The sequence below is a fragment of the Chryseobacterium caseinilyticum genome, from assembly GCF_014837145.1.
Lineage (GTDB): Bacteria > Bacteroidota > Bacteroidia > Flavobacteriales > Weeksellaceae > Chryseobacterium > Chryseobacterium caseinilyticum.
The window spans coordinates 430,569-450,351 of the sequence record NZ_JACYFS010000002.1; the positions used below are offsets into that span (position 1 = coordinate 430,569).

Consider the following 19,783-nt stretch of genomic DNA (forward strand, 5'->3'; position numbering starts at 1 on the left):
TTTAAAATAAACTTTCAAATATTATTGAAAATTCAAAAACTATTATTATATTTGTAATAGAAATTTTAATAAAACTAAGATGCAACTTTCAGAAGCCAAAGAAAAATACATCCAAACCTGGGGAACATTCGCAACGAGTTGGGGAATCAACCGGACAATGGCGCAGGTTCACGCTCTGCTTTTGGCCAACGGAAAACCACTTTCCACCGATGAGGTAATGGAATTGTTACAAATTTCAAGAGGAAACGCCAACATGAACCTCCGGGCACTAATGGATTGGGGAATCGTGAAAAAAGAGTTCATCAAAGGCGACCGGAAAGAATATTTTACTGCAGAAAAAGATGTCTGGTTTTTGTTTAAACAAATTACGAAAGAACGTAGAAAGAGAGAAATTGAACCGGTAGTTGCTTTTCTGGAGGAATTAAAAAATATAGAAGACAACGATTCTGCAGAAGCTAAAGAATTTATCAAACTGATGGATGATTTCAGCAGTGTGACCAGCAAAATTAATAATATTATGGATCTTGCAATCAAAAGCGATGATCACTGGCTGGTAGGAAAAATCACCAACTTATTGAAATAAAAAGGACTTCAAAATCCCTTTTTTATTTCGAATTAACTTTCAAAAATTACTGAAAGTATAGTAAATAAAATTTCTGAACTGCTAAAAATTTAAATCATGAAACTCAAAATTTTAGTTACAGAATTGGTCTTTCAAATTTTATTAGGTATTGGAAGTACTCTGTGTGTTACTTATCAATATTTACAAAATGATTTTCTTCTGGCATTATTCTTTATTGGAGTTGGTAATTTATTAGGTTTTTTTATCAGACTTTCTATAGTTGAAAGCCCATTCAACAAATATTATTTCTACGGCATTGTAGTATTTTTCGTCATGACTTTTGTGCTCTACAAATTTGATTTTGGCGAAGAAATTATATTTAAATTTTTGGGAATCGGTGGTGTACTTTTCAATTTGTATTATCTGATTTACGGATTTATCAACATTAAAAAGTTATCAGACGAAACAAAGATTAATCACTAATCTTTTTTATTTAAAAATATCTTTCAAAAATTATTGAAACTATAATAACTATAAAATGTTTAACATTATTTCATACATTATTTTCCTCACCATCACCTCGTACATCACGGTTGATGTGGGCAGAAGATGCTTCAACTCAGGGAAACTGTATCTGGAATATCTCATCAAGGACAAAGATTTCTGCCTCACCGTCAATAGAATTCTGCTCGGAAGTTACTACTTAGTTAATTTGGGTTATATTTCCATCAGTTTGAGTTTCTGGGGCACAGTTTCAAGCATCGAAGAATTGCTGTACACTGTTTCCAACCGCATCGGAACCATCGTTTTAATCCTTTGTGCATTACATTTTATCAATTTGTTTACACTTTATATTCTAAGAAAAAAATTAACAATAAAATAAATTATCATGACAGCAACCATCCTTACTCAAACGTACAATTTTTCAGCGTACATGATTTACCTGCCAATTGTAATCACACTTACCGTGCTGGTTTCACAGTTTCTGTTTAAAAATTCCAAAACCTTTATGATTGATATTTTTCATCAGAAACAGGACATCGCTATGGCAACCAACTCACTTTTCAAAATTGGATTTTACCTTCTCAATCTTGGTTTTGCCCTTTGTATCATTGAATTTTTTCAGATTGAAACTGTTGAAAGACTGGTCGTAGCATTAAGCAAAAAAATCGGCGGATTCTCTATTTATTTAGGAGTGATGATGCTTCTAAACTTGTTACTTTTCTTAAAAGGTCGCAAACATGCAATGAATAAAGACAAAGTGCAAACTGAAGAAATTTCTCAACTGTAATTTTAAAATTTAATATAATGAAAAATCTAATCGTTCATCTGTTCCTCATTTTTTACTTCGGAGGAAAAACGAAGAGAATTAACTTTTAAGGTTAAACGCCATGAAAACTTTGCTGAAAATTGATTACTACGTTCAAATTACCGTGTTCTTCGGATATATCATCTTTGCTTTGATCAATTCACTGTTACAGAATGGATTTGTTCAGGTTTGGTTTAAATTTTATTTCGTGGTCGGAGGATTCCAGCTGGCTAGCTATTTTGTTAAGATCATTCTGGGATTCTGGAAAGACCTTTTTATCAAAATTTATGGAATAATGATTTTACCAATTTGGCTCGTACTTTTGCTTGAAAAATTTTATATCACTATTGACGCGCTTTTTATAATCCCGTTTTATGGCTTGTTAACCAGTCCTGTCATGGCCTTTTTTTATCTGTTGTATTGCCGGGATAAATTAAAAAATCCATTATTAAAGCTTTAGTCTGTAGTCCAAAATTTAAAACAAATCTCCATGAAAACTATCCTGAAAATTGATTATAAAATTCAGATTTTTGGATTTATAATTTTACTTTTAGGTTTTGCTGTGCAAGGTTTTGTCACTAAAGAATTCCTTATTTTTATTAGAGCATTTCTATACATATCCCTGTTACAAGTGGCAAGCATGATAGTACGATTGATAATGAATCGCAAAAATGGACTGTTTTTCTATTTTTATCTGCTGTTTTCCTCTTCTTTTTGGATGTATATTCTGTACGAAAATTCAAAGTTTAAATTTTTGCATTTACTAGAAAGTATTTGGCTCCAGCTGAGCATTTACACCGGATTTATTTATTATTATTTTTTAATATGCTATTTATTTTATCTGCACAAATCAGTAAAAAATCAGAAAACTTAAATTATAAAATCAAATTGCTGTGTTCAACCATGATTATAGAATATTTTAAAAGATCTAAGATTTGAAACCGATCTGTCTTCCAGCCATTTCAGAGATAATTTTGGAATGAATGTGTTGTATGTTTATTTAAGATTAACCTTTAAAACTCAAAAAAAATGAATCATTTGGAACTGACAAAAAAAGTTGAGTGGAAAGACCTGCGCTCTCTTTCAACAAAAGAGATGTTGATTGAAAACAACATCAGTCTGCCTTGGCTTTTAATCTCCTTATTTTTCGCATACAAAGGATATTACTGGGCAGCGCTTCCGTTTTCCGGATTTTATTTTCTGACCGCTCTGAGGCAGGTTCACAACGGCTTTCACAATTCATTGGGCACAGGAAAATTCCTGACCTGGCTGTCGATGTATTTAAACAGTATCTCAATGTTGGCATCGATTCATGCTGTAAAATTTAATCATATCAGACATCATAAATATTGTCTTTCCGATGACGATTATGAAGGGAAATCTGCTTCAATGAAATGGTTTCAGGCGATTTTATACGGCCCGAAACATATGTTTTTAATTCATTGGATGACTTTTAAACTGGCAAATAAAAACTATAGAAGAAATTTGATTTTTGAGTTGGTTTCAATTTTAGTTTTTATTTCTGTAGCACTCTATGTTCAAATAGATTTCCTGTTGTATCATATCGCAGTTATGTTTTTCGGAGAACTTTTAATGGCATTTTTTGCAGTCTGGACGGTGCATCACGATACTCACGACAACCCAAATATTGCAAGAACCCAACGTGGATTCTGGAAAAATAAATTGACTTTCAGCATGTTTTATCATATGGAACACCATCTTTTTCCCGCTGTACCGACCATCAAATTACCTGAACTGGCAGAAAGAATAGATAAAGTTTTACCGGAACGGAGTAAAAAACAAACGTTTTAAAACAAACATAAAAGTCCCAACGGGACGGCATAATAGAGGATAGGATGCAATCCTATCAACAAATGTCAGTATCATTTCATCAATTTAAAAATTAAAATCAATGTCCACAATTCATTTGGAAACCTTTATCAAAGCCGATATCCGCAAAGTTTTCGATCTGGCAAGAGACATAGATCTCCACCAAAAATCCACTTTCCAAACCGGAGAAGTGGCCATCGCTGGCCGAACTTCAGGTTTGATTGAATTGGGAGAAACAGTAACCTGGAGGGCAAAACATTTAGGAGTTGTACAAACCCATACGTCAAAAATTACAGCAATGGAAAAGCCGTATCATTTTACAGATATTATGCTGAAAGGAACTTTTAAATCCTTTAGACATCAGCATATTTTCAGGCAGGACGGCAGCAACACAGTGATGACAGATATTTTAGAATTTGAATCTCCCTTTGGAATTTTTGGTAAATTGTTTAATTATTTTTTTCTGAAAAATTATATGACTAAATTTCTCATCGAACGCAATAAATTGATCAAAATCACCGCTGAACAATAAATCTCAAATCTCAAATCTCAAATCTCAAATCTCAAATCTCAAATCAATGAAATTCCTCCAGGCCGAATGGCGAAAATTAGCCATCATCAACTACGAAATAGATCCCGAAATTCTTACAAAATACCTTCCCAAAGGCACCGAACTAGATTTCTATAAAGATAAATGTTACGTAAGTCTGGTAGGATTTATGTTTCTCAATACCAAACTGCTCGGACTGCCGATTCCTTTTCACAGAAATTTCGAAGAGGTGAACCTGAGATTTTATGTGAAGAAAAAAGAAGGTAATGAGTGGAAGAGAGGCGTAGTTTTCATCAAAGAAATTGTGCCGAAATATGCCTTGAGCATCGTTGCCAATTCGGTTTACAAAGAAAATTACAAAACCATGAAAATGAAAAACCAGATGCATTACAGCGAAGATGATCTGATTGTAAAATATTCATGGAAAGACAAAGACTGGTACTCCATGGAAATCACTGCCGAAAGCACCTCCCGAACGATGGAAGATGAGTCCGAATTTGAATTTATCACAGAACACTACTGGGGTTTTACCAAAAGAGGACAAAAAACTTCCGAATACGAAGTCTGCCACCCGAAATGGGAATGGTATATGGTGAAAAACCACCAGCTTGAAATAGATTTCAAACAGGTCTACGGAAAAGATTTCGAATGTCTCAATCATCAGAAACCTTTGTCAGTAATGCTTGCTGAAGGCTCAGAAATTGAAGTGAGAATGAAGAAGTATCTATTGGAAGAGACAAGGAAAAAGTAAAAACACCCATCATTAAGAATCAAGTAAAAAGTAAGAAGAGCCAAGGGTGGACTCGGAATATTTGTATTCAAACAAATTTTATTTTAAGTCCAAACAGATGTGTTTTTATGCAAATAAAACTTACATTGAGTCCAAACCAGTATGTTTGTACTTAAAATCAGTTTACATTAAGTCCAAACAGTAATGTTTTAACTAAAAATCAATCTAATTTTAATTTAGACAAGTGTGTTTTTCCTTTCTTGCAATCGTGCGAGAGTTAAAACAGAGGTGTTTGTCTTAAAACACAAATCTGTTTAAATTAAAACAAGACTGTTTGTCCTTTCACATTATTCTATTAGAATTAAAACAGGACTGTTTGTATTCACATGGATTTCCATTTTAGTCAAAACACACGTATTTGTATTCTCACAGTTTTCTGTTTTAATTAAAACAGGAGTGTTTCTACCCTCACAGATTTCTGTTTTACTTAAAAAACTCAAGTAAACAATCCCACAAAAAAATCTTTGATTTTTAATCTTATGTGCTCTAAAGTATTCTCAATCCATTAAACTTAAAAACTCATGTGACTCATGTGTCAAAAAACTTTTGTGCTTTTTTTTAGATATTCTCTGTCCTGATTTTCTGCCTGATTTGCACTCTCACAGAAAATCTCAGATTTTCAATCTTATGTGCTCTAAATATTCTCAATCATTTAAACTTAAACTAATGTGACTATGTGTCAAAAACTTTTGTGTCTTTTGTGGTTATTTTTAGGTATTCTATCTCCTGATTTTCTGCCAGATTTGCACTCCCATAAAAAATCTGATTTTTAATCTCCTGTGCTTTAAAATATTCTCAATATTTAAACTTAAACTAATGTGACTATGTGTCAAAAAACTTTTATGCCTTTTGTGGTTATTTTCTAGGTATTCTGTCCTGATTTTCTGCCTGGTTTGCACGCTCACAGAAAATCTCAGATTTTCAATCTAATGTGCTCTAAAATATTCTCAATCATTCAAACTTAAACTAATATGACTATGTGTCAAAAAACTTTTGTGCTTTTTTTTAGATATTCTCTGTCCTGATTTTCTGCCTGGTTTGCACTCCTACAAAAAATCTCTGATTTTTAATCTCATGTGCTCTAAAATATTCACAATCATTTAAACTAAAAACTAATGTGACTATGTGTCAAAAAAACTTTTATGCCTTTTGTGGTTATTTTATAAGTATTTTCTGTCCTGATTTTCTGCCTGTTTTGCACTCCCACAAAAAATCTATGATTTTTAATCTAATGTGCTCTAAAATATTCTCAATCACTTAAACTAAAACTAATGTGACTATGTGTCAAAAAACTTTTATGCCTTTTGTGGTAGAAAATTTCCGGTTAAATATTATTTTAGCAAAAACTAAACTTCATGTTCACCAAGCCAAAAACGAAAACGCTCTTTCTCTCATCCTTATTACTTTCATCCACCTTTTTCTCACAGGCACACAATGTTTCAGATGGCTACCAAAAACCCACCGATCCACTTGTTATTCAGAATCTTGAAAACTGGCAGGATTTAAAATTCGGACTCTTCATGCATTGGGGAACCTACAGTCAATGGGGAATTGTGGAAAGCTGGAGCCTTTGTCCGGAAGACGAATCGTGGACCCAAAGAAAACCTGAACATGGAAAATCGTACAATGAATACGTAGAAAAATACGAAAATCTGCAGAAAACATTCAATCCCACTCAGTTTAATCCACAAAAATGGACAGATGCGGCGAAAAAGGCGGGAATGAAATATGTCGTTTTTACGACCAAGCACCACGATGGTTTTGCGATGTTTGATACCAAAGAATCTGATTATAAAATAACTTCTTCAAACACTCCTTTTTCCAAAAATCCCAAGGCGGATGTGACGGAGGAAATTTTCAGTACATTCAGAAAAGAGGGCTTTAAAATCGGAGCTTATTTTTCAAAACCCGATTGGCATTCTGATAATTACTGGTGGCCGTATTTTCCACCGAAAGACCGGAATGTAAATTATGATCCGAAAAAATATCCTGAAAGATGGAACAGTTTTAAAAATTTCACTTTCAACCAACTCAACGAAATCACTTCCAATTACGGTAAAATAGATATTCTCTGGCTCGATGGAGGCTGGGTTCGTCCGTTTCACACCATCGACCAAAATGTGGAATGGCAAAGAACCATCAAGGTCGAACAGGACATCGACATGGACAAAATCGGAACGATGGCGCGAAAAAATCAACCCGGAATTATCGTCGTAGACCGCACGGTTCCCGGAAAGTGGGAAAATTATGTAACGCCCGAACAGGCTGTTCCTGAAAAAGCACTTTCAATTCCGTGGGAAAGCTGCATCACGATGGGTGATTCTTTTTCCTACGTTCCAAATGACAATTACAAATCATCTCAGAAAATTATTGAAACTTTGGTGAAAATCATTTCCCGGGGTGGAAATTATCTGATGAACATCGCTCCCGGACCAAATGGCGATTACGATGCCATCGTTTATGAAAGATTAAAAGAAATTTCGGGCTGGATGGATCATAATCAATCGGCGGTTTTTGCAACGAGAGCAGTGGCACCATACCACGATGGGAATTTTTATTATACCCAAAGCAAAGACGGTAAAACGCTGAATGTTTTTCACTTAAATGATCAATCAACCTATGAGTCTCCGTCAACGTTAATCTTTACAATTCCGGAAAAGTTTAAACCAAAATCATTAAAAGTTTTAGGTTTAAAAAATAAAACTCAATGGAAAAAATCAGGTAATTCAATTGAAGTTACTTTACCTAAAGAAAAAACTCAATTGAAATATTCAACCGTAATTCAAATAATGAAATAGTTGATTCTAACTGCTTTAAAACGACATAGGAAATCGTAGCGTTAAGAAATTTTGAAAAAATTCCGTTAAGAAATTTCCAATGTTTGAGTGGCGGCAAAGATTAATCTTAAAATGAAAAATATTTTTCCCGCCCGAGTTTTGGAAATTTTAGGAAGTTTTTCAAAATTTTAGCGGAGAGTTTCAAGTCTTGAACTTTTGGTTCTTTTGTTTCAAGACAAAAGAACAATCATTAAAATAAAAATTAGCAATGCATTTTAAACTTCGATTTAAAATTATAGTATTCTCATTTTTGAGCACAACATTTATTTCAGCTCAAAAACCGCTGTACAAAGATTCAAAACAACCGGTAGAAACCAGAGTTCAGGACTTGCTGAAACGCATGACGCCCGAAGAAAAATTCTGGCAGTGCTTCATGATTCCCGGTGATTTGGACAACGTTCCGAAAGGTCAATATTCCCATGGAATTTTCGGATTGCAGGTGAGTGCGGGAAATCAGGGCGGTGGAGTTGCCGGGCAGTTGTTAAAATACAATGCGAACGAAGACGCGGAAAGACTGGCAAAAAAGATCAACGCCATTCAAAAATATTTCGTTGAAGAATCCCGACTGGGAATTCCAATTATTCCATTTGATGAAGCTTTACACGGACTGATGCGGGAAGGAGCGACTGCTTTTCCACAGGCAATCGGTTTGTCGGCGACCTTTAATCCTGATTTGATGAAAGAAGTTTCGACGGCGATTGCAAAAGAATCAAAACTGCGGGGAATCCGTCAGATCTTGACTCCCGTGGTGAATCTTGCGAATGATGTACGATGGGGAAGGACAGAGGAAACGTATGGTGAAGATCCGTTTCTGACTTCGGTAATGGGCGTGAATTTCGTGAGTTCTTTTGAAAATATGGGGATTATTACCACTCCGAAACATTTTTTAGCCAATGTGGGTGAGGGCGGAAGAGATTCCTATCCAATTCACTGGAGCAAAAGATATTTGGAGGAAACGCATTTGGTTCCATTCCAAAAAGCCTTTCAACAGGGGAAAAGCCGTTCGGTGATGACTTCCTATAATCTGTTGGATGGTAGACCTTCAACGGCCAATCACTGGTTGCTGACTGAAAAATTAAAGAAAGAATGGGATTTTAAAGGATTTGTCATCAGCGATGCCAGTGCGGTGGGCGGTGCCAACGTTCTGCACTATACGGCAAAAGATTACGACGATGCTTCTGCACAGGCGATTAATGCAGGACTCGATGTTATTTTCCAGACAGAATATCAGCATTATAAATTGTTTATGCCGCCGTTTTTGGATGGCAGAATTTCAAAGGAAAGAATTGATGATGCAGTGGCAAGAGTTTTAAGAGCAAAGTTTGAACTCGGTCTTTTTGAAAATCCTTATGTTTCTAAAAAAGGTATTGATGAATTAAAGAAGATCAATCACAAACCTTTGGCAGAAAAAACAGCAATTGAATCTTTTGTTTTGCTTCAGAACAATCATCAGACGCTTCCAATTTCAGACAAAGTAAAAAAGATTTTAATTGTAGGAACTGATGCTGTGGACGCGAGACTGGGCGGTTATTCCGGACCCGGGAATAAAAAGGTGAGTATTTTGGAAGGAATTAAAAATTTCGTTAAAAATAAAAATATTGAGATCACCTATTCAAAAGGAATTGACTGGAATTTAAAGAATTTTACAACCGTTCCTTCCGAATTTTTATCTTCAGAAAATCAAAAAGGTTTGAAAGGTTTTTACTTTTCCAATCCTGATTTAAAAGGAAATCCCGTATTTGAAAAGCAGGATGAACAGATCAATTTCAAATGGACTTTATATTCCCCAAATCCTGAAAAACTGCAGCCAGACAGTTACAGCGTTCGCTGGACAGGAAAACTGGAAGCTCCAGATTCAGGAAAATATAAATTAGGACTTCGTGGGAATGACGGTTTCAGATTATATTTAAATGGAAAATTAGTCATCGACAACTGGGAAAAGCTGAGTTATTCAACCAAAACCATTGATATTGATTTAATTAAAGCTCAGAAATATGATATTAGCATTGAATTCCATGAAAACAGAGGTGAGGCCAACATCGAATTGGTCTGGAATTATGGTTTAAAAGATTATCAAAAAGATTTTGATGAGGCTTTAAAACTTGCTCAAAATTCAGATTACATCATTGTGACAGCCGGAATTCATGAAGGTGAATTTCAGGATCGTTCTTCACTGAGTCTGCCGGGAAATCAGGAAGGATTTATTAATGAAGTTTCCAAATTAAATAAACCGACAACCGTAGTTTTGGTGGGCGGTTCTGCCATAAAAACGACAGACTGGAAGGATAAAGTCGGAGCCATTCTGGATGTCTGGTATCCCGGCGAAGAAGGCGGAAATGCTGTGGCAAATGTGCTTTTCGGAGCAGAAAATCCTTCAGGGAAATTGCCCATCACGTTTCCGGTTGAGGAGGGTCAGCTGCCTTTGACGTACAACCACCATCCGACGGGTCGCGGAAATGATTACCACGATTTGAGCGGGGAGCCGTTGTATCCGTTTGGATTCGGTTTAAGTTATACCACTTTTGAAATTTCTGATTTGCATTTAAATAAATTAAAATTTAAAGAAAATGAGACGGTCATTGCAAAGGTCAAAGTTAAAAACACAGGTTCAAAAGCAGGAAGTGAGGTGGTTCAGCTTTATATAAAAGATTTGTTGGCTTCTGTTTCAAGACCTGTTTTGGAACTGAAGGGTTTTCAGAAAGTGTATCTGAAATCCGGTGAATCCAAAGAAATTTCAATTGAAATTCCGGTAAAAGAGTTGCAGTTTTTAGATGAAAAAATGAACTGGATTGTGGAAAAGGGAGCGTATAGAATTATGGTCGGAAATTCATCAAAAAATCTTCCTTTAAAGCAAAATATTGAGGTTGAATAATGTTTTGGATTAAATCTGAAGAGTAGCTGTAATGATAAAAAATAGTATTTTCTGATTAAGTTTATGCCTTTGTATAACTTAATAACGACCTAGATTTAAAATTCTTGTCTGACTTTGCGTTAAATAAAAAATTATATAGAAATCTAATCCATCATTTTGCAACCGTTTTCTTTTTAGGGAACGGTTTTTGCAATTTTTGAGGCAAAATATTTAACACATCACATCATTATTTTATGAAAAAATATCTTCTACCGGCAGTCGCAGTGCTGTTCTTCAGCTGTAAAGAAAATAAAAATCAGAATACTTCAGAAACCGAAGTCGTTACCAAAACAGATACTATAAAACTTCCTGCACCCGACGAGAAAGGTGCCAAAAATAAATTCAGTAACGTCATCGGATGGCCTGCAGGAAAGGCTCCGACAGCTCCTAAAGGATTTACAGTGACCCGTTTTGCCGAAAATATCAAAAGTCCGAGAAACATGATTCAGGCTGCAAATGGGGACATTTTTGTCGTCCTTTCCAACTCTGAAAGAACAAAAACCGAAAAAATTAAAAATGATATCAGCGGAAAAAGCGATGCTGAAGTCGGAGGAAAATCAGCCAACCGTATTATTTTATACAGAGATTCCAACAAAGACGGAGTTGCAGAATCTTCTTCTGTTTTTCTGGATAATCTAAATCAGCCGTATGGAATGCTGATTATTAAAGATAAATTTTATGTTGCCAACACCGATGGACTTTGGGTTTATCCATATAAAGAAGGTGATACGAAAATTACCCAGGCCGGAAAGAAAATTGTTAATTTGCCGGCCGGAGGTTACAACAATCACTGGACAAGAAATTTAATTGCCAATAAAGATCAGTCTAAAATCTATATTTCCGTTGGTTCCGGAAGTAACGTTGGCGAGAACGGGATGGAATATGAAGTTAGAAGAGCTAATATTCTGGAAGTCAATCCTGACGGAAGCGGAGAAAAAATCTACGGAGCCGGACTTCGGAATCCTGTCGGAATGAGCTGGAATCCTTCCACCGGAGAGCTTTGGACGGTTGTAAATGAAAGAGATGAATTGGGTGACGAGCTCGTTCCGGATTATCTGACCAGTGTGAAAAGAGATCAGTTTTACGGCTGGCCATATGCTTACTTCGGAAAAAATGAAGACCCAAGAAGGAAAGGTGAGAAGCCTGATTTGGTTGCAAAAACCATTGTTCCGGATGTTCCGTTGGGATCGCACACGGCATCATTAGGACTTACTTTCTACACTGGAAATCAATATCCTAAAAAATATAAAAACGGCGCATTTATCGGACAGCACGGATCTTGGAACCGATCATCTTTAGTCGGATATCAGGTAGCTTTTGTGCCTTTTGCCAATGGAAAAGCTTCAGGACCGTATCAACCTTTTTTAACTGGATTTATAGCGAATGAAGAGAAAGGTGACGTGTACGGAAGACCTGTAGGTGTTTTGCAAATTGCCGACGGATCTCTTTTGGTTGCTGATGATGTCAGCGGAATTGTGTGGAGAGTGGCACATTCTAAAAAGTAAAATTTATATCAATCCAATTCAAAAAACTATATCAAATTTTGTGGTATGAAATATGTAAGATTCAGCTTATAACCAATTAAAATTGTACTATTTTAATGATAAAAGTTAAACGTCATGAAAAAGTTATTGATATCAACCATTCTTTTACTAGGATTATCGTTCAATGCTTATGGTCAGAAACGTCCGCCAAGACCGCCTGCACCGCCACATCCGTCAAAAACTCAATTGACAAACAGCAAATCGAGTGAACTTGATAAACGATATCGAACAGAAAAGAAAATGATTATGAATCATCCGGTGGCTACTAAGAAAATGAAAAATGAACAGTTAAGAGCCTTAAACCTGAGATATCAGAATGAAAAAAAACTGCTGAGAGCGGCAAGATAATTTTAGGGATTAATCTTTTAAACGAATTAAAAATATAAAAAAGAGAATGCGAAAGTGTTCTCTTTTTTGCATTATAATAAAAATCTCATGACTTTTTCCAAAGCATAGTCATATCCATCTGTTTAGACATACAAATCCAATATTTTTCCTTAAATTCGCATAAAAATTTTAAGCTAATGAATTACGATATTATTGTCATCGGTAGTGGTCCTGGTGGATATGTTACAGCAATCAGAGCAGCACAGTTGGGTTTTAAAACTGCAATTATCGAGAAAGAAAATTTAGGAGGAATCTGCCTTAACTGGGGATGTATTCCTACAAAAGCTTTATTGAAGTCGGCTCAGGTTTTTCATTACATCAATCACGCTGAAGATTATGGTTTAAACAAAGTGGAAGCAAGCTTTGAGTTTCCAAATGTAATCCAGAGAAGCCGTGGTGTTGCCTCTAAAATGAGCAAAGGAATCGAGTTCTTGATGAAAAAGAACAAAATCGACGTAATTCTTGGTACTGCAAAAGTACAGAAAGGTAAAAAAGTTTCTGTGACTGATAAAGACGGAAAAGTAACTGAATATACTGGAACCAACATTATTTTGGCTACCGGAGCACGTTCTAGAGAATTGCCAAACTTGCCTCAAGACGGTAAAAAAGTAATCGGATACAGACAGGCATTGTCTCTTCCTGAGCAGCCAAAATCTATGATCGTTGTAGGTTCTGGAGCTATCGGTGTTGAGTTTGCTGATTTTTATAACACAATGGGGACGAAAGTAACTGTTGTTGAATTCTTACCAAACATCGTTCCTGTGGAAGATGAAGAAATCTCAAAACACTTAGAGAAATCTTTGAAAAAAACAGGGATCGAAATTATGACCAACGCATCTGTTGAAAGCGTAGACACAAGCGGAAACGGTGTGAAAGCGACTGTAAAAACAGAAAAAGGAAATATCACTCTTGAAGCTGACATCCTCCTATCAGCTGTTGGAATCGCTGCAAACATCGAGAACATCGGTCTTGAAGAAGTGGGCATCCAGACAGACAAAGGAAGAGTTTTGGTCAACGAATGGTACGAAACTTCAGTTCCTGGCTACTACGCCATCGGAGATATCATCCCAACTCAGGCTTTGGCACACGTTGCTTCTGCTGAAGGTATTACTTGTGTAGAAAAAATCAAAGGAATGCACGTTGAGAAAATCGACTACGGCAATATTCCCGGATGTACTTACTGTCACCCTGAAGTTGCTTCAGTTGGTCTTACTGAAAAGCAGGCTAAAGAAAAAGGGTATGAAATCAAAGTGGGTAAATTCCCTCTTTCTGCAAGTGGAAAAGCGACTGCCAACGGAAATACTGACGGTTTCATCAAAGTAATTTTCGATGCTAAATATGGCGAATGGTTAGGTTGCCACATGATTGGCGAAGGCGTTACCGACATGGTTGCTGAAGCTGTTGTTGCAAGAAAACTGGAAACTACAGGTCACGAAATCATCAAATCTATTCACCCGCACCCAACGGTTTCTGAAGCGATTATGGAAGCTGCTGCAGCTGCTTATGGTGAAGTGATTCACATTTAAAATATAGCTGTTTAAATGAAAAAAGTAATCAGTCTAGTCTGTCTATTATTTTTTATTTTGTCGTATAGTCAAAAGACATTCAAATATAAAGATAGACATTTTCCTGCAAGATATGTTTTAGTAGGTCGTAAAGATACTATAAGTACAAGAGTGCAAAATATTGGTTACGTTACTCATAAGAAATTTTATGCAGAGACTTATGTAGGAAGTATTCTTACTATTTCTGAAAGTGGCGAAAAGCAACGCGTTCAAGAATCTGATATTCAATATATGGAAATAATTGATTTGGAGGGCGTCAAAAGAAAGTTGTTTTCTTCACAATTAATTTTAGGAAAAAATGTAGGACTTTTGCAGAAATATAATGATGGTGAAAAAGATGGTTATGTTGATTATTATAGAGTAAGCTTAACTGGACCTCTAAGTACAAAATTTTATCCGAAAGAAGTTATTAAGTAATTTCATAAAACCACAGATTCGTCTGTGGTTTTTTGTTTTGAAAAGATTTCTACAATCATTAATATGAATAATCACAAAATCTCTGTGACCTTATTTAAGTGTTAACGCCTTTGTGAGCCTTAAAAGCAATTAGAAAGGCAAAAACTCCGTGCGCTCTGTGTTCAAATTATGTACGATATTAAAATTATTCTTACTTTATATTTTATTTCACTTATTTTCTTAATTTTATCCTTCAATAAACTACAAATTAAAATAAATTATGTTTAAAAAATTAGCTGCCGAAGCTCTGGGATTGGGAGATATAGGTAAAATCATTCCCGCTCAGGATTATGACAAAGTAGATTCTGATGATTATATTTTGTCTGAAGACAATGAGAAAATTTTTTTTCTGATTAAATCCCGTAGAGACGAATATTGCTTTACAAATAGAGCATTGATCCACATTGACGGTGCAAGTGCGATTGACAGAAAAAGAATTCTAAGAAGATATGAATACTACCAATTTCCTTTTTCAAATGTGACTTTACAAACTGCGGGAACCATCGATTTGGATGCTGAAATTGCATTCAACATCGGGAATGTCCCTTTAATGATCAGCGTTGCGAAAGGTCAGATCGATCAGCTGAAAGATCTGTACAAAGCACTTTTGGCGATTCAGCAGGAAGTTCATCACAATCATTCTTTACTGAATTTTTCCAATGACAGTATTTTAAAAGCCATTGGAAGTGTAGCATCAGGAAAGCAGGAAAATGTATCAAAAAGTCAGGAACTGAAAGCAATTAACGAATATATTTTCGCATGGAACACCAACAGTTTCGACAGATACACTCAGAAAGATTTTTCTAAAATTTTTGAGAAGTATATCAATAACTAGGATTACAATACCAATCTATAAAATTGAACCACGGATATTGTCCGTGGTTTTTTTATGTACTTAATGGTTTATGTAATTTTAAACCATTAAGAGCATTAAATTTTTAAGTTCTGTTAAGCATCAATAAAATGATTTAAGCATATGGCTTAATGATTTGTCTCAGTAACTCAAAAAGTGTTAAGCATAATTTTACGTAACAACTTAATTTGTCTTAACGGATCAAATTCTTCATTTCACAAAAACATCAGTAAACTCAAAAGTTCCGCCATTAAATAAACCTTTATCGCTCAGTTTCAATTCAGGAATAACCAGAAGTGCCATAAATGATAAACTCATGTAAGGTGCTCTCAGTTTACTTCCCAGTTCTTTGGCTTTTCGGTCTAATTTAATATATAATTCAGCGACTTCTTCGGCTGGGAGATTCGTCATAATTCCGGCTATCGGTAATTCCAAAACCATTTCCTCCGTTTCTGTCGCCAAAGAAATTCCACCTTTTGCTCTGATGATTGCATTGACGGCCTTGCAGATATCATCATCATTCGTTCCCACAGCGACGATATTGTGACAGTCGTGAGCCACACAGGATGCGATGGCACCACTTTTTAAACCTATATTTTTAATGAAAGCTGTGGCAACAGGAGCATCATTGTAACGGTTGACCACGGCTATTTTCAAAACATCTTCTTCAATATTTGATTCTGCAAAACCATCTTTTACCAAAGATTTTGTCTGGAATTCATGTGTAATTAACTGTCCGTCCAGTACTTCTATCACACGAATTAAATCACCTTCACTTTTAATTTTAAAATCTGAAGGCTGTTTTAAACTGCAGTTAAAATTATTGACAACTGGAGCTTCAACCGACTGAATGAATGACTGTCCGTTTTCTGCGACCAATTCACCTTTGATGTAGGTTTTTAAAATTTTAAAATCATCCAAATTATCAATTTCAATAAAATCGGCATTGTCACCAACCTGTAATAAACCAATCGGTAAATTGTAATGTTGAATTACATTGAGCGATGCCGCACGAAGTACATCATACAAATCATAACCAGCTTTTAAAGCACGTTTTACGTGATCGTTAATATGAGATTCAATCAGATTATCCGGATGTTTGTCGTCGCAGCAAAACATAATCTGGTCGGGATAATCTTTCAATAAAGGAATCAAAGTATCAAAGTTCTTTGCCGCACTTCCTTCCCTTATCATTACTTTCACACCATGTTTGAGTTTTTCAAGAGCTTCGGTGTGACCAAAACATTCGTGATCAGTAGTAATTCCTGCGTCGAAATACATTTTCATGCCTTCGCCCATTAATCCGGGAGCGTGACCGTCAATAGGTTTATTGTGTTTTTTTGCAGATTCTAATTTTTTTAAAACTTCCTCATCGTTATAAATGACACCAGGAAAATTCATCATTTCAGCTAAATAGACGATTTCTTTTCTGCTTAATAATTGGTCAATATCATTAGCATCAATCACGGCGCCTGCTGTTTCAAAATTTGTAGCCGGAACACAGGAAGGAGCGCCAAAATAAAAGTGAAATGGAACCTGTCGGGCATTTTCAATCATATAATCAACACCAGGAATTCCAAGGACATTGGCAATCTCATGTGGATCAGAAATAGTTCCTACAGTACCGTGTTTCACAGCAATTCTGGCAAATTCTGAAGGGACAAGCATGCTGCTTTCGATATGAACGTGGGCATCTATAAATCCAGGTAAAATGTAGGTGTGCAGTTTTTCATCAATTCTTTTGACTGATGCAATTTTTTGATTGATAATTGATACTTCTGCGGGAAAAATTTCCTTTGCAACGATGTCGATTAAATTTGCTTTTACTGTAAATTCCATTCTGAATGATTAAAATAAAAAATTCCTAATCGTGAAATTAGGAATTATTATTTGATTTTGTTTTAAATTAATTTTTGACCACCTGCGCATCCTGTCTCACAATCGTTTCACCATTGCTGTCGATGACCACTAGTGTGTAAGGTGCTTTTTGGGTAGAGTTTGTTAAATAATTTCTCCAAACCTGATAAATTGTCCCGTTGTTATTAAATTCAAAATAATAGTTTCCTCCTGAGCCATCCGGAATCACTTCTCCGTCAGAGATAATCATCGCTGGCTTAGCAGATATCTTCGTATTGGCTCCCCACGATTGATAAAGATAGTTTCCGTTGGGTTGCTTGTCAATTTTTATTTTAAACTTTTTAGTTTTAATAATAACCGTTTTCGGAATTTTTTCTTGTTTCGGACTGGTGACTTCAAATATCGAAGTAGCATCAGTAGTAACCGGAGTTGTAAAAGCCGTTGTTGGCAGAATGCCTAAGCATAAGATTATTTTCGAAATCATACTATTTGATTTTTAAGTTTTAAAATGGAATCAAATCTAAAGCCAGTTTTATTTTACATACAGCCTCATCCTCGCTTCATATTCAGGTTTTACTTTGATGAATTTCCAGATTTTCTTATCGTCAGGATTGCTCATTCTAAAATATATAATCTTATCCGCAGAATATTTAAAGTAAGGATGACTTTTCAGCCATTCTTCAGGTGCTTCAGCAAGTGAATATTTCTGAACTTTAGAAACATCCAAAGGAGCTGTATTGACCAGTTTTTGTGTAAGTTCTTTGTCGATATTGTAGGTTTCCAAAATTTGTTCTTTTGTAACAAAACCACCCAATTTTTTTCTGAAACCAATCATTGATCCTGCAGCTTTTTCATCAAAACCATATTCTAAAAGTTGCTTGAATGTGATTGAATTTAAATCTGTTTTAGCAAAATCGGTCGCACTGCTTTCAGGTTTTTTCGCTTCAGAAGACTTTATATTTGAAATTCTGATGAAAGGTTTCATTTCATTAAATTTATCTTCATTAATGACGAAACATGATTTTATTTCTTCAAGATTTTTAAAGCTCCCTTTTAAATTTCTTTCTTTGTAATTGACAATCACATTCGCCTGTTTTTCAGAAAATCCTAATTTTTGCCAGCCTTCCCGATCCAGTTCGTTGGGATCAAACGTCTTGTAATTTATTTTTTCCCTGATGGTATCTCTTTTAAATTTGTTCTTCACAAAATTGTCCGGAGTCTTTGCCGGAAGAATAAGATAAGGCTCCAGCTTTGCGTAATTTTCATCGCTGATAATAAAGCATTCTTTAAATTTTTCTTTGCTTACAAAGCTTCCGCCAAGATAATTTTTATATTTCAAAATCGCTCCAGCCTGTTTCTCAGAAAATCCCATATCTTCCCAATCTGCCTGAGAGTAACGGTCGGGATTGAATTTTCCTGAAATTCTGAGTTCTTTCTTTACGAAATTTCCGTCGGTAGAGGTGAAAGTCTTTCCTTCCTGATTCGTTTCTGGAAGTAAAATGTAAGCTTCAATTGCACTGAATTTTTCTTCAGAAATTGAGTAACATTTTTTGAGCTGTTCTTTGGAAATAAATCTTCCGCCAACAATTTCCTTATACTTTAAAATTGTAGCGGTCTGTTTCTCAGAAAATCCCAGTTTTTGCCACTGATCGGCCGATAATTCATTAGGATCAAATTCAGAAAGTGGCATTTCCTCCGAATTTTCAGTTGTAAAAGTAAGCTCAGGGAATTTCTCATTTGTACTTTCGGCGTATTTACTGTACATTGACAGTACTGCCAAAAGCATTGCAAGAATTGCAATCTTTGTATAATATTTTTTTCGCACCATGTAATAAATTTAAGAATTATTTTAATTCAAAAATCAATATATGATGATTTATTAACTTAAAAATGCATGAATTATTCAGAATCCCTTTCTGTAAGCGAATCTTTCAGTTTTAATAATTCAGCTTTCACAAATTCGAGCCTGTCGATCAGGGTTACTGTTTCAGAAATTTTAGAGTTGGTGGTTAATGCGATTTTTGCACCGTCCAGTGTGTAACCCTTTTCTTTTACCAAATGATAGATGATCTGAAGGTTTTTAATGTCTTCAGGTGTAAAATAGCGGTTTCCCTTTTTATTTTTTTTAGGTTTGATGATCGGGAATTCCTGCTCCCAATATCTTATCAATGAAGTATTTACATCAAATGCCTTGGCGACTTCGCCAATGGAGTAGTAGAGTTTGTCTGGTAAATTGATCTTCATTCCCTTAATTTTGTCTTTTGAGCTCTTGCCGTTCTCAACTTTGTCAAAGTTTTATGCGTTATGCTGATAACTTTGACAAAGTTTTCAA

The 19,783-nt window shown here is 35.3% G+C and carries 18 protein-coding genes; 14 read left to right on the forward strand and 4 right to left on the reverse strand.

Annotated features, from left to right (window positions below; all coding sequences use genetic code 11):
* The first annotated feature begins 79 nt into the window (after positions 1 to 79).
* From IC610_RS09970 to IC610_RS10035, 14 genes are all read left to right on the forward strand, one after another.
* Positions 80 to 583, forward strand: coding sequence for a GbsR/MarR family transcriptional regulator (locus IC610_RS09970; RefSeq protein WP_191736719.1), 504 nt, complete (start codon positions 80 to 82; stop codon positions 581 to 583).
* A gap of 96 nt (positions 584 to 679) precedes the next feature.
* Positions 680 to 1,045 (forward strand): hypothetical protein, encoded by a 366-nt coding sequence (locus IC610_RS09975; protein WP_191736720.1) that lies wholly within the window; start codon positions 680 to 682, stop codon positions 1,043 to 1,045.
* 55 nt (positions 1,046 to 1,100) lie between these two features.
* On the forward strand, positions 1,101 to 1,445 hold the full coding sequence (locus IC610_RS09980) for a hypothetical protein (RefSeq protein WP_191736721.1): 345 nt from the start codon (positions 1,101 to 1,103) through the stop codon (positions 1,443 to 1,445).
* 6 nt (positions 1,446 to 1,451) lie between these two features.
* On the forward strand, positions 1,452 to 1,853 hold the full coding sequence (locus IC610_RS09985) for a hypothetical protein (RefSeq protein WP_056078268.1): 402 nt from the start codon (positions 1,452 to 1,454) through the stop codon (positions 1,851 to 1,853).
* A 1,047-nt stretch (positions 1,854 to 2,900) separates the two neighbouring features.
* Complete coding sequence (locus tag IC610_RS09990) at positions 2,901 to 3,683, forward strand: fatty acid desaturase family protein (RefSeq protein ID WP_191736722.1); 783 nt, start codon at positions 2,901 to 2,903, stop codon at positions 3,681 to 3,683.
* 100 nt (positions 3,684 to 3,783) lie between these two features.
* Positions 3,784 to 4,233, forward strand: coding sequence for an SRPBCC family protein (locus IC610_RS09995; RefSeq protein WP_191736723.1), 450 nt, complete (start codon positions 3,784 to 3,786; stop codon positions 4,231 to 4,233).
* Positions 4,234 to 4,279: 46 nt separating this feature from the next.
* Complete coding sequence (locus IC610_RS10000; RefSeq protein WP_191736724.1) at positions 4,280 to 5,002, forward strand: YqjF family protein; 723 nt, start codon at positions 4,280 to 4,282, stop codon at positions 5,000 to 5,002.
* 1,394 nt (positions 5,003 to 6,396) lie between these two features.
* Complete coding sequence (locus IC610_RS10005) at positions 6,397 to 7,839, forward strand: alpha-L-fucosidase (RefSeq protein ID WP_191736725.1); 1,443 nt, start codon at positions 6,397 to 6,399, stop codon at positions 7,837 to 7,839.
* 289 nt (positions 7,840 to 8,128) lie between these two features.
* Positions 8,129 to 10,750: a beta-glucosidase gene (locus IC610_RS10010; protein WP_228462897.1), complete on the forward strand. Its 2,622-nt coding sequence runs from the start codon at positions 8,129 to 8,131 to the stop codon at positions 10,748 to 10,750.
* A gap of 233 nt (positions 10,751 to 10,983) precedes the next feature.
* Positions 10,984 to 12,294, forward strand: a complete 1,311-nt coding sequence (locus tag IC610_RS10015) for a PQQ-dependent sugar dehydrogenase (RefSeq protein WP_191736727.1) — start codon at positions 10,984 to 10,986, stop codon at positions 12,292 to 12,294.
* A gap of 114 nt (positions 12,295 to 12,408) precedes the next feature.
* Positions 12,409 to 12,681 carry a hypothetical protein gene (locus tag IC610_RS10020; protein ID WP_191736728.1) on the forward strand — a complete coding sequence of 91 codons (273 nt, stop codon included), beginning with the start codon at positions 12,409 to 12,411 and terminating at the stop codon, positions 12,679 to 12,681.
* Positions 12,682 to 12,857: 176 nt separating this feature from the next.
* Positions 12,858 to 14,246: a dihydrolipoyl dehydrogenase gene (gene lpdA / locus IC610_RS10025; RefSeq protein ID WP_056082259.1), complete on the forward strand. Its 1,389-nt coding sequence runs from the start codon at positions 12,858 to 12,860 to the stop codon at positions 14,244 to 14,246.
* A 15-nt stretch (positions 14,247 to 14,261) separates the two neighbouring features.
* Positions 14,262 to 14,702, forward strand: a complete 441-nt coding sequence (locus IC610_RS10030; protein WP_191736729.1) for a hypothetical protein — start codon at positions 14,262 to 14,264, stop codon at positions 14,700 to 14,702.
* A gap of 259 nt (positions 14,703 to 14,961) precedes the next feature.
* Positions 14,962 to 15,576, forward strand: coding sequence for a PH domain-containing protein (locus tag IC610_RS10035; RefSeq protein WP_056031220.1), 615 nt, complete (start codon positions 14,962 to 14,964; stop codon positions 15,574 to 15,576).
* A gap of 228 nt (positions 15,577 to 15,804) precedes the next feature.
* Here IC610_RS10035 and ade read toward each other — a convergent pair whose 3' ends face one another.
* The 4 genes from ade to IC610_RS10055 form a co-directional block, all read right to left on the reverse strand.
* On the reverse strand, positions 15,805 to 17,433 hold the full coding sequence (ade, locus tag IC610_RS10040) for an adenine deaminase (protein ID WP_191736730.1): 1,629 nt from the start codon (positions 17,431 to 17,433) through the stop codon (positions 15,805 to 15,807).
* Positions 17,434 to 17,500: 67 nt separating this feature from the next.
* The gene (locus IC610_RS10045; protein ID WP_191736731.1) at positions 17,501 to 17,935 is read right to left on the reverse strand and encodes a hypothetical protein; all 435 of its coding nucleotides are present in this window, start codon (positions 17,933 to 17,935) and stop codon (positions 17,501 to 17,503) included.
* Between the two features lie 48 nt (positions 17,936 to 17,983).
* Entirely contained in the window at positions 17,984 to 19,279 is a 1,296-nt protein-coding gene (locus IC610_RS10050; RefSeq protein ID WP_191736732.1) for a helix-hairpin-helix domain-containing protein, read from the reverse strand.
* Between the two features lie 71 nt (positions 19,280 to 19,350).
* Positions 19,351 to 19,695, reverse strand: coding sequence for a MerR family transcriptional regulator (locus IC610_RS10055; RefSeq protein ID WP_056078312.1), 345 nt, complete (start codon positions 19,693 to 19,695; stop codon positions 19,351 to 19,353).
* Positions 19,696 to 19,783: the final 88 nt, after the last annotated feature.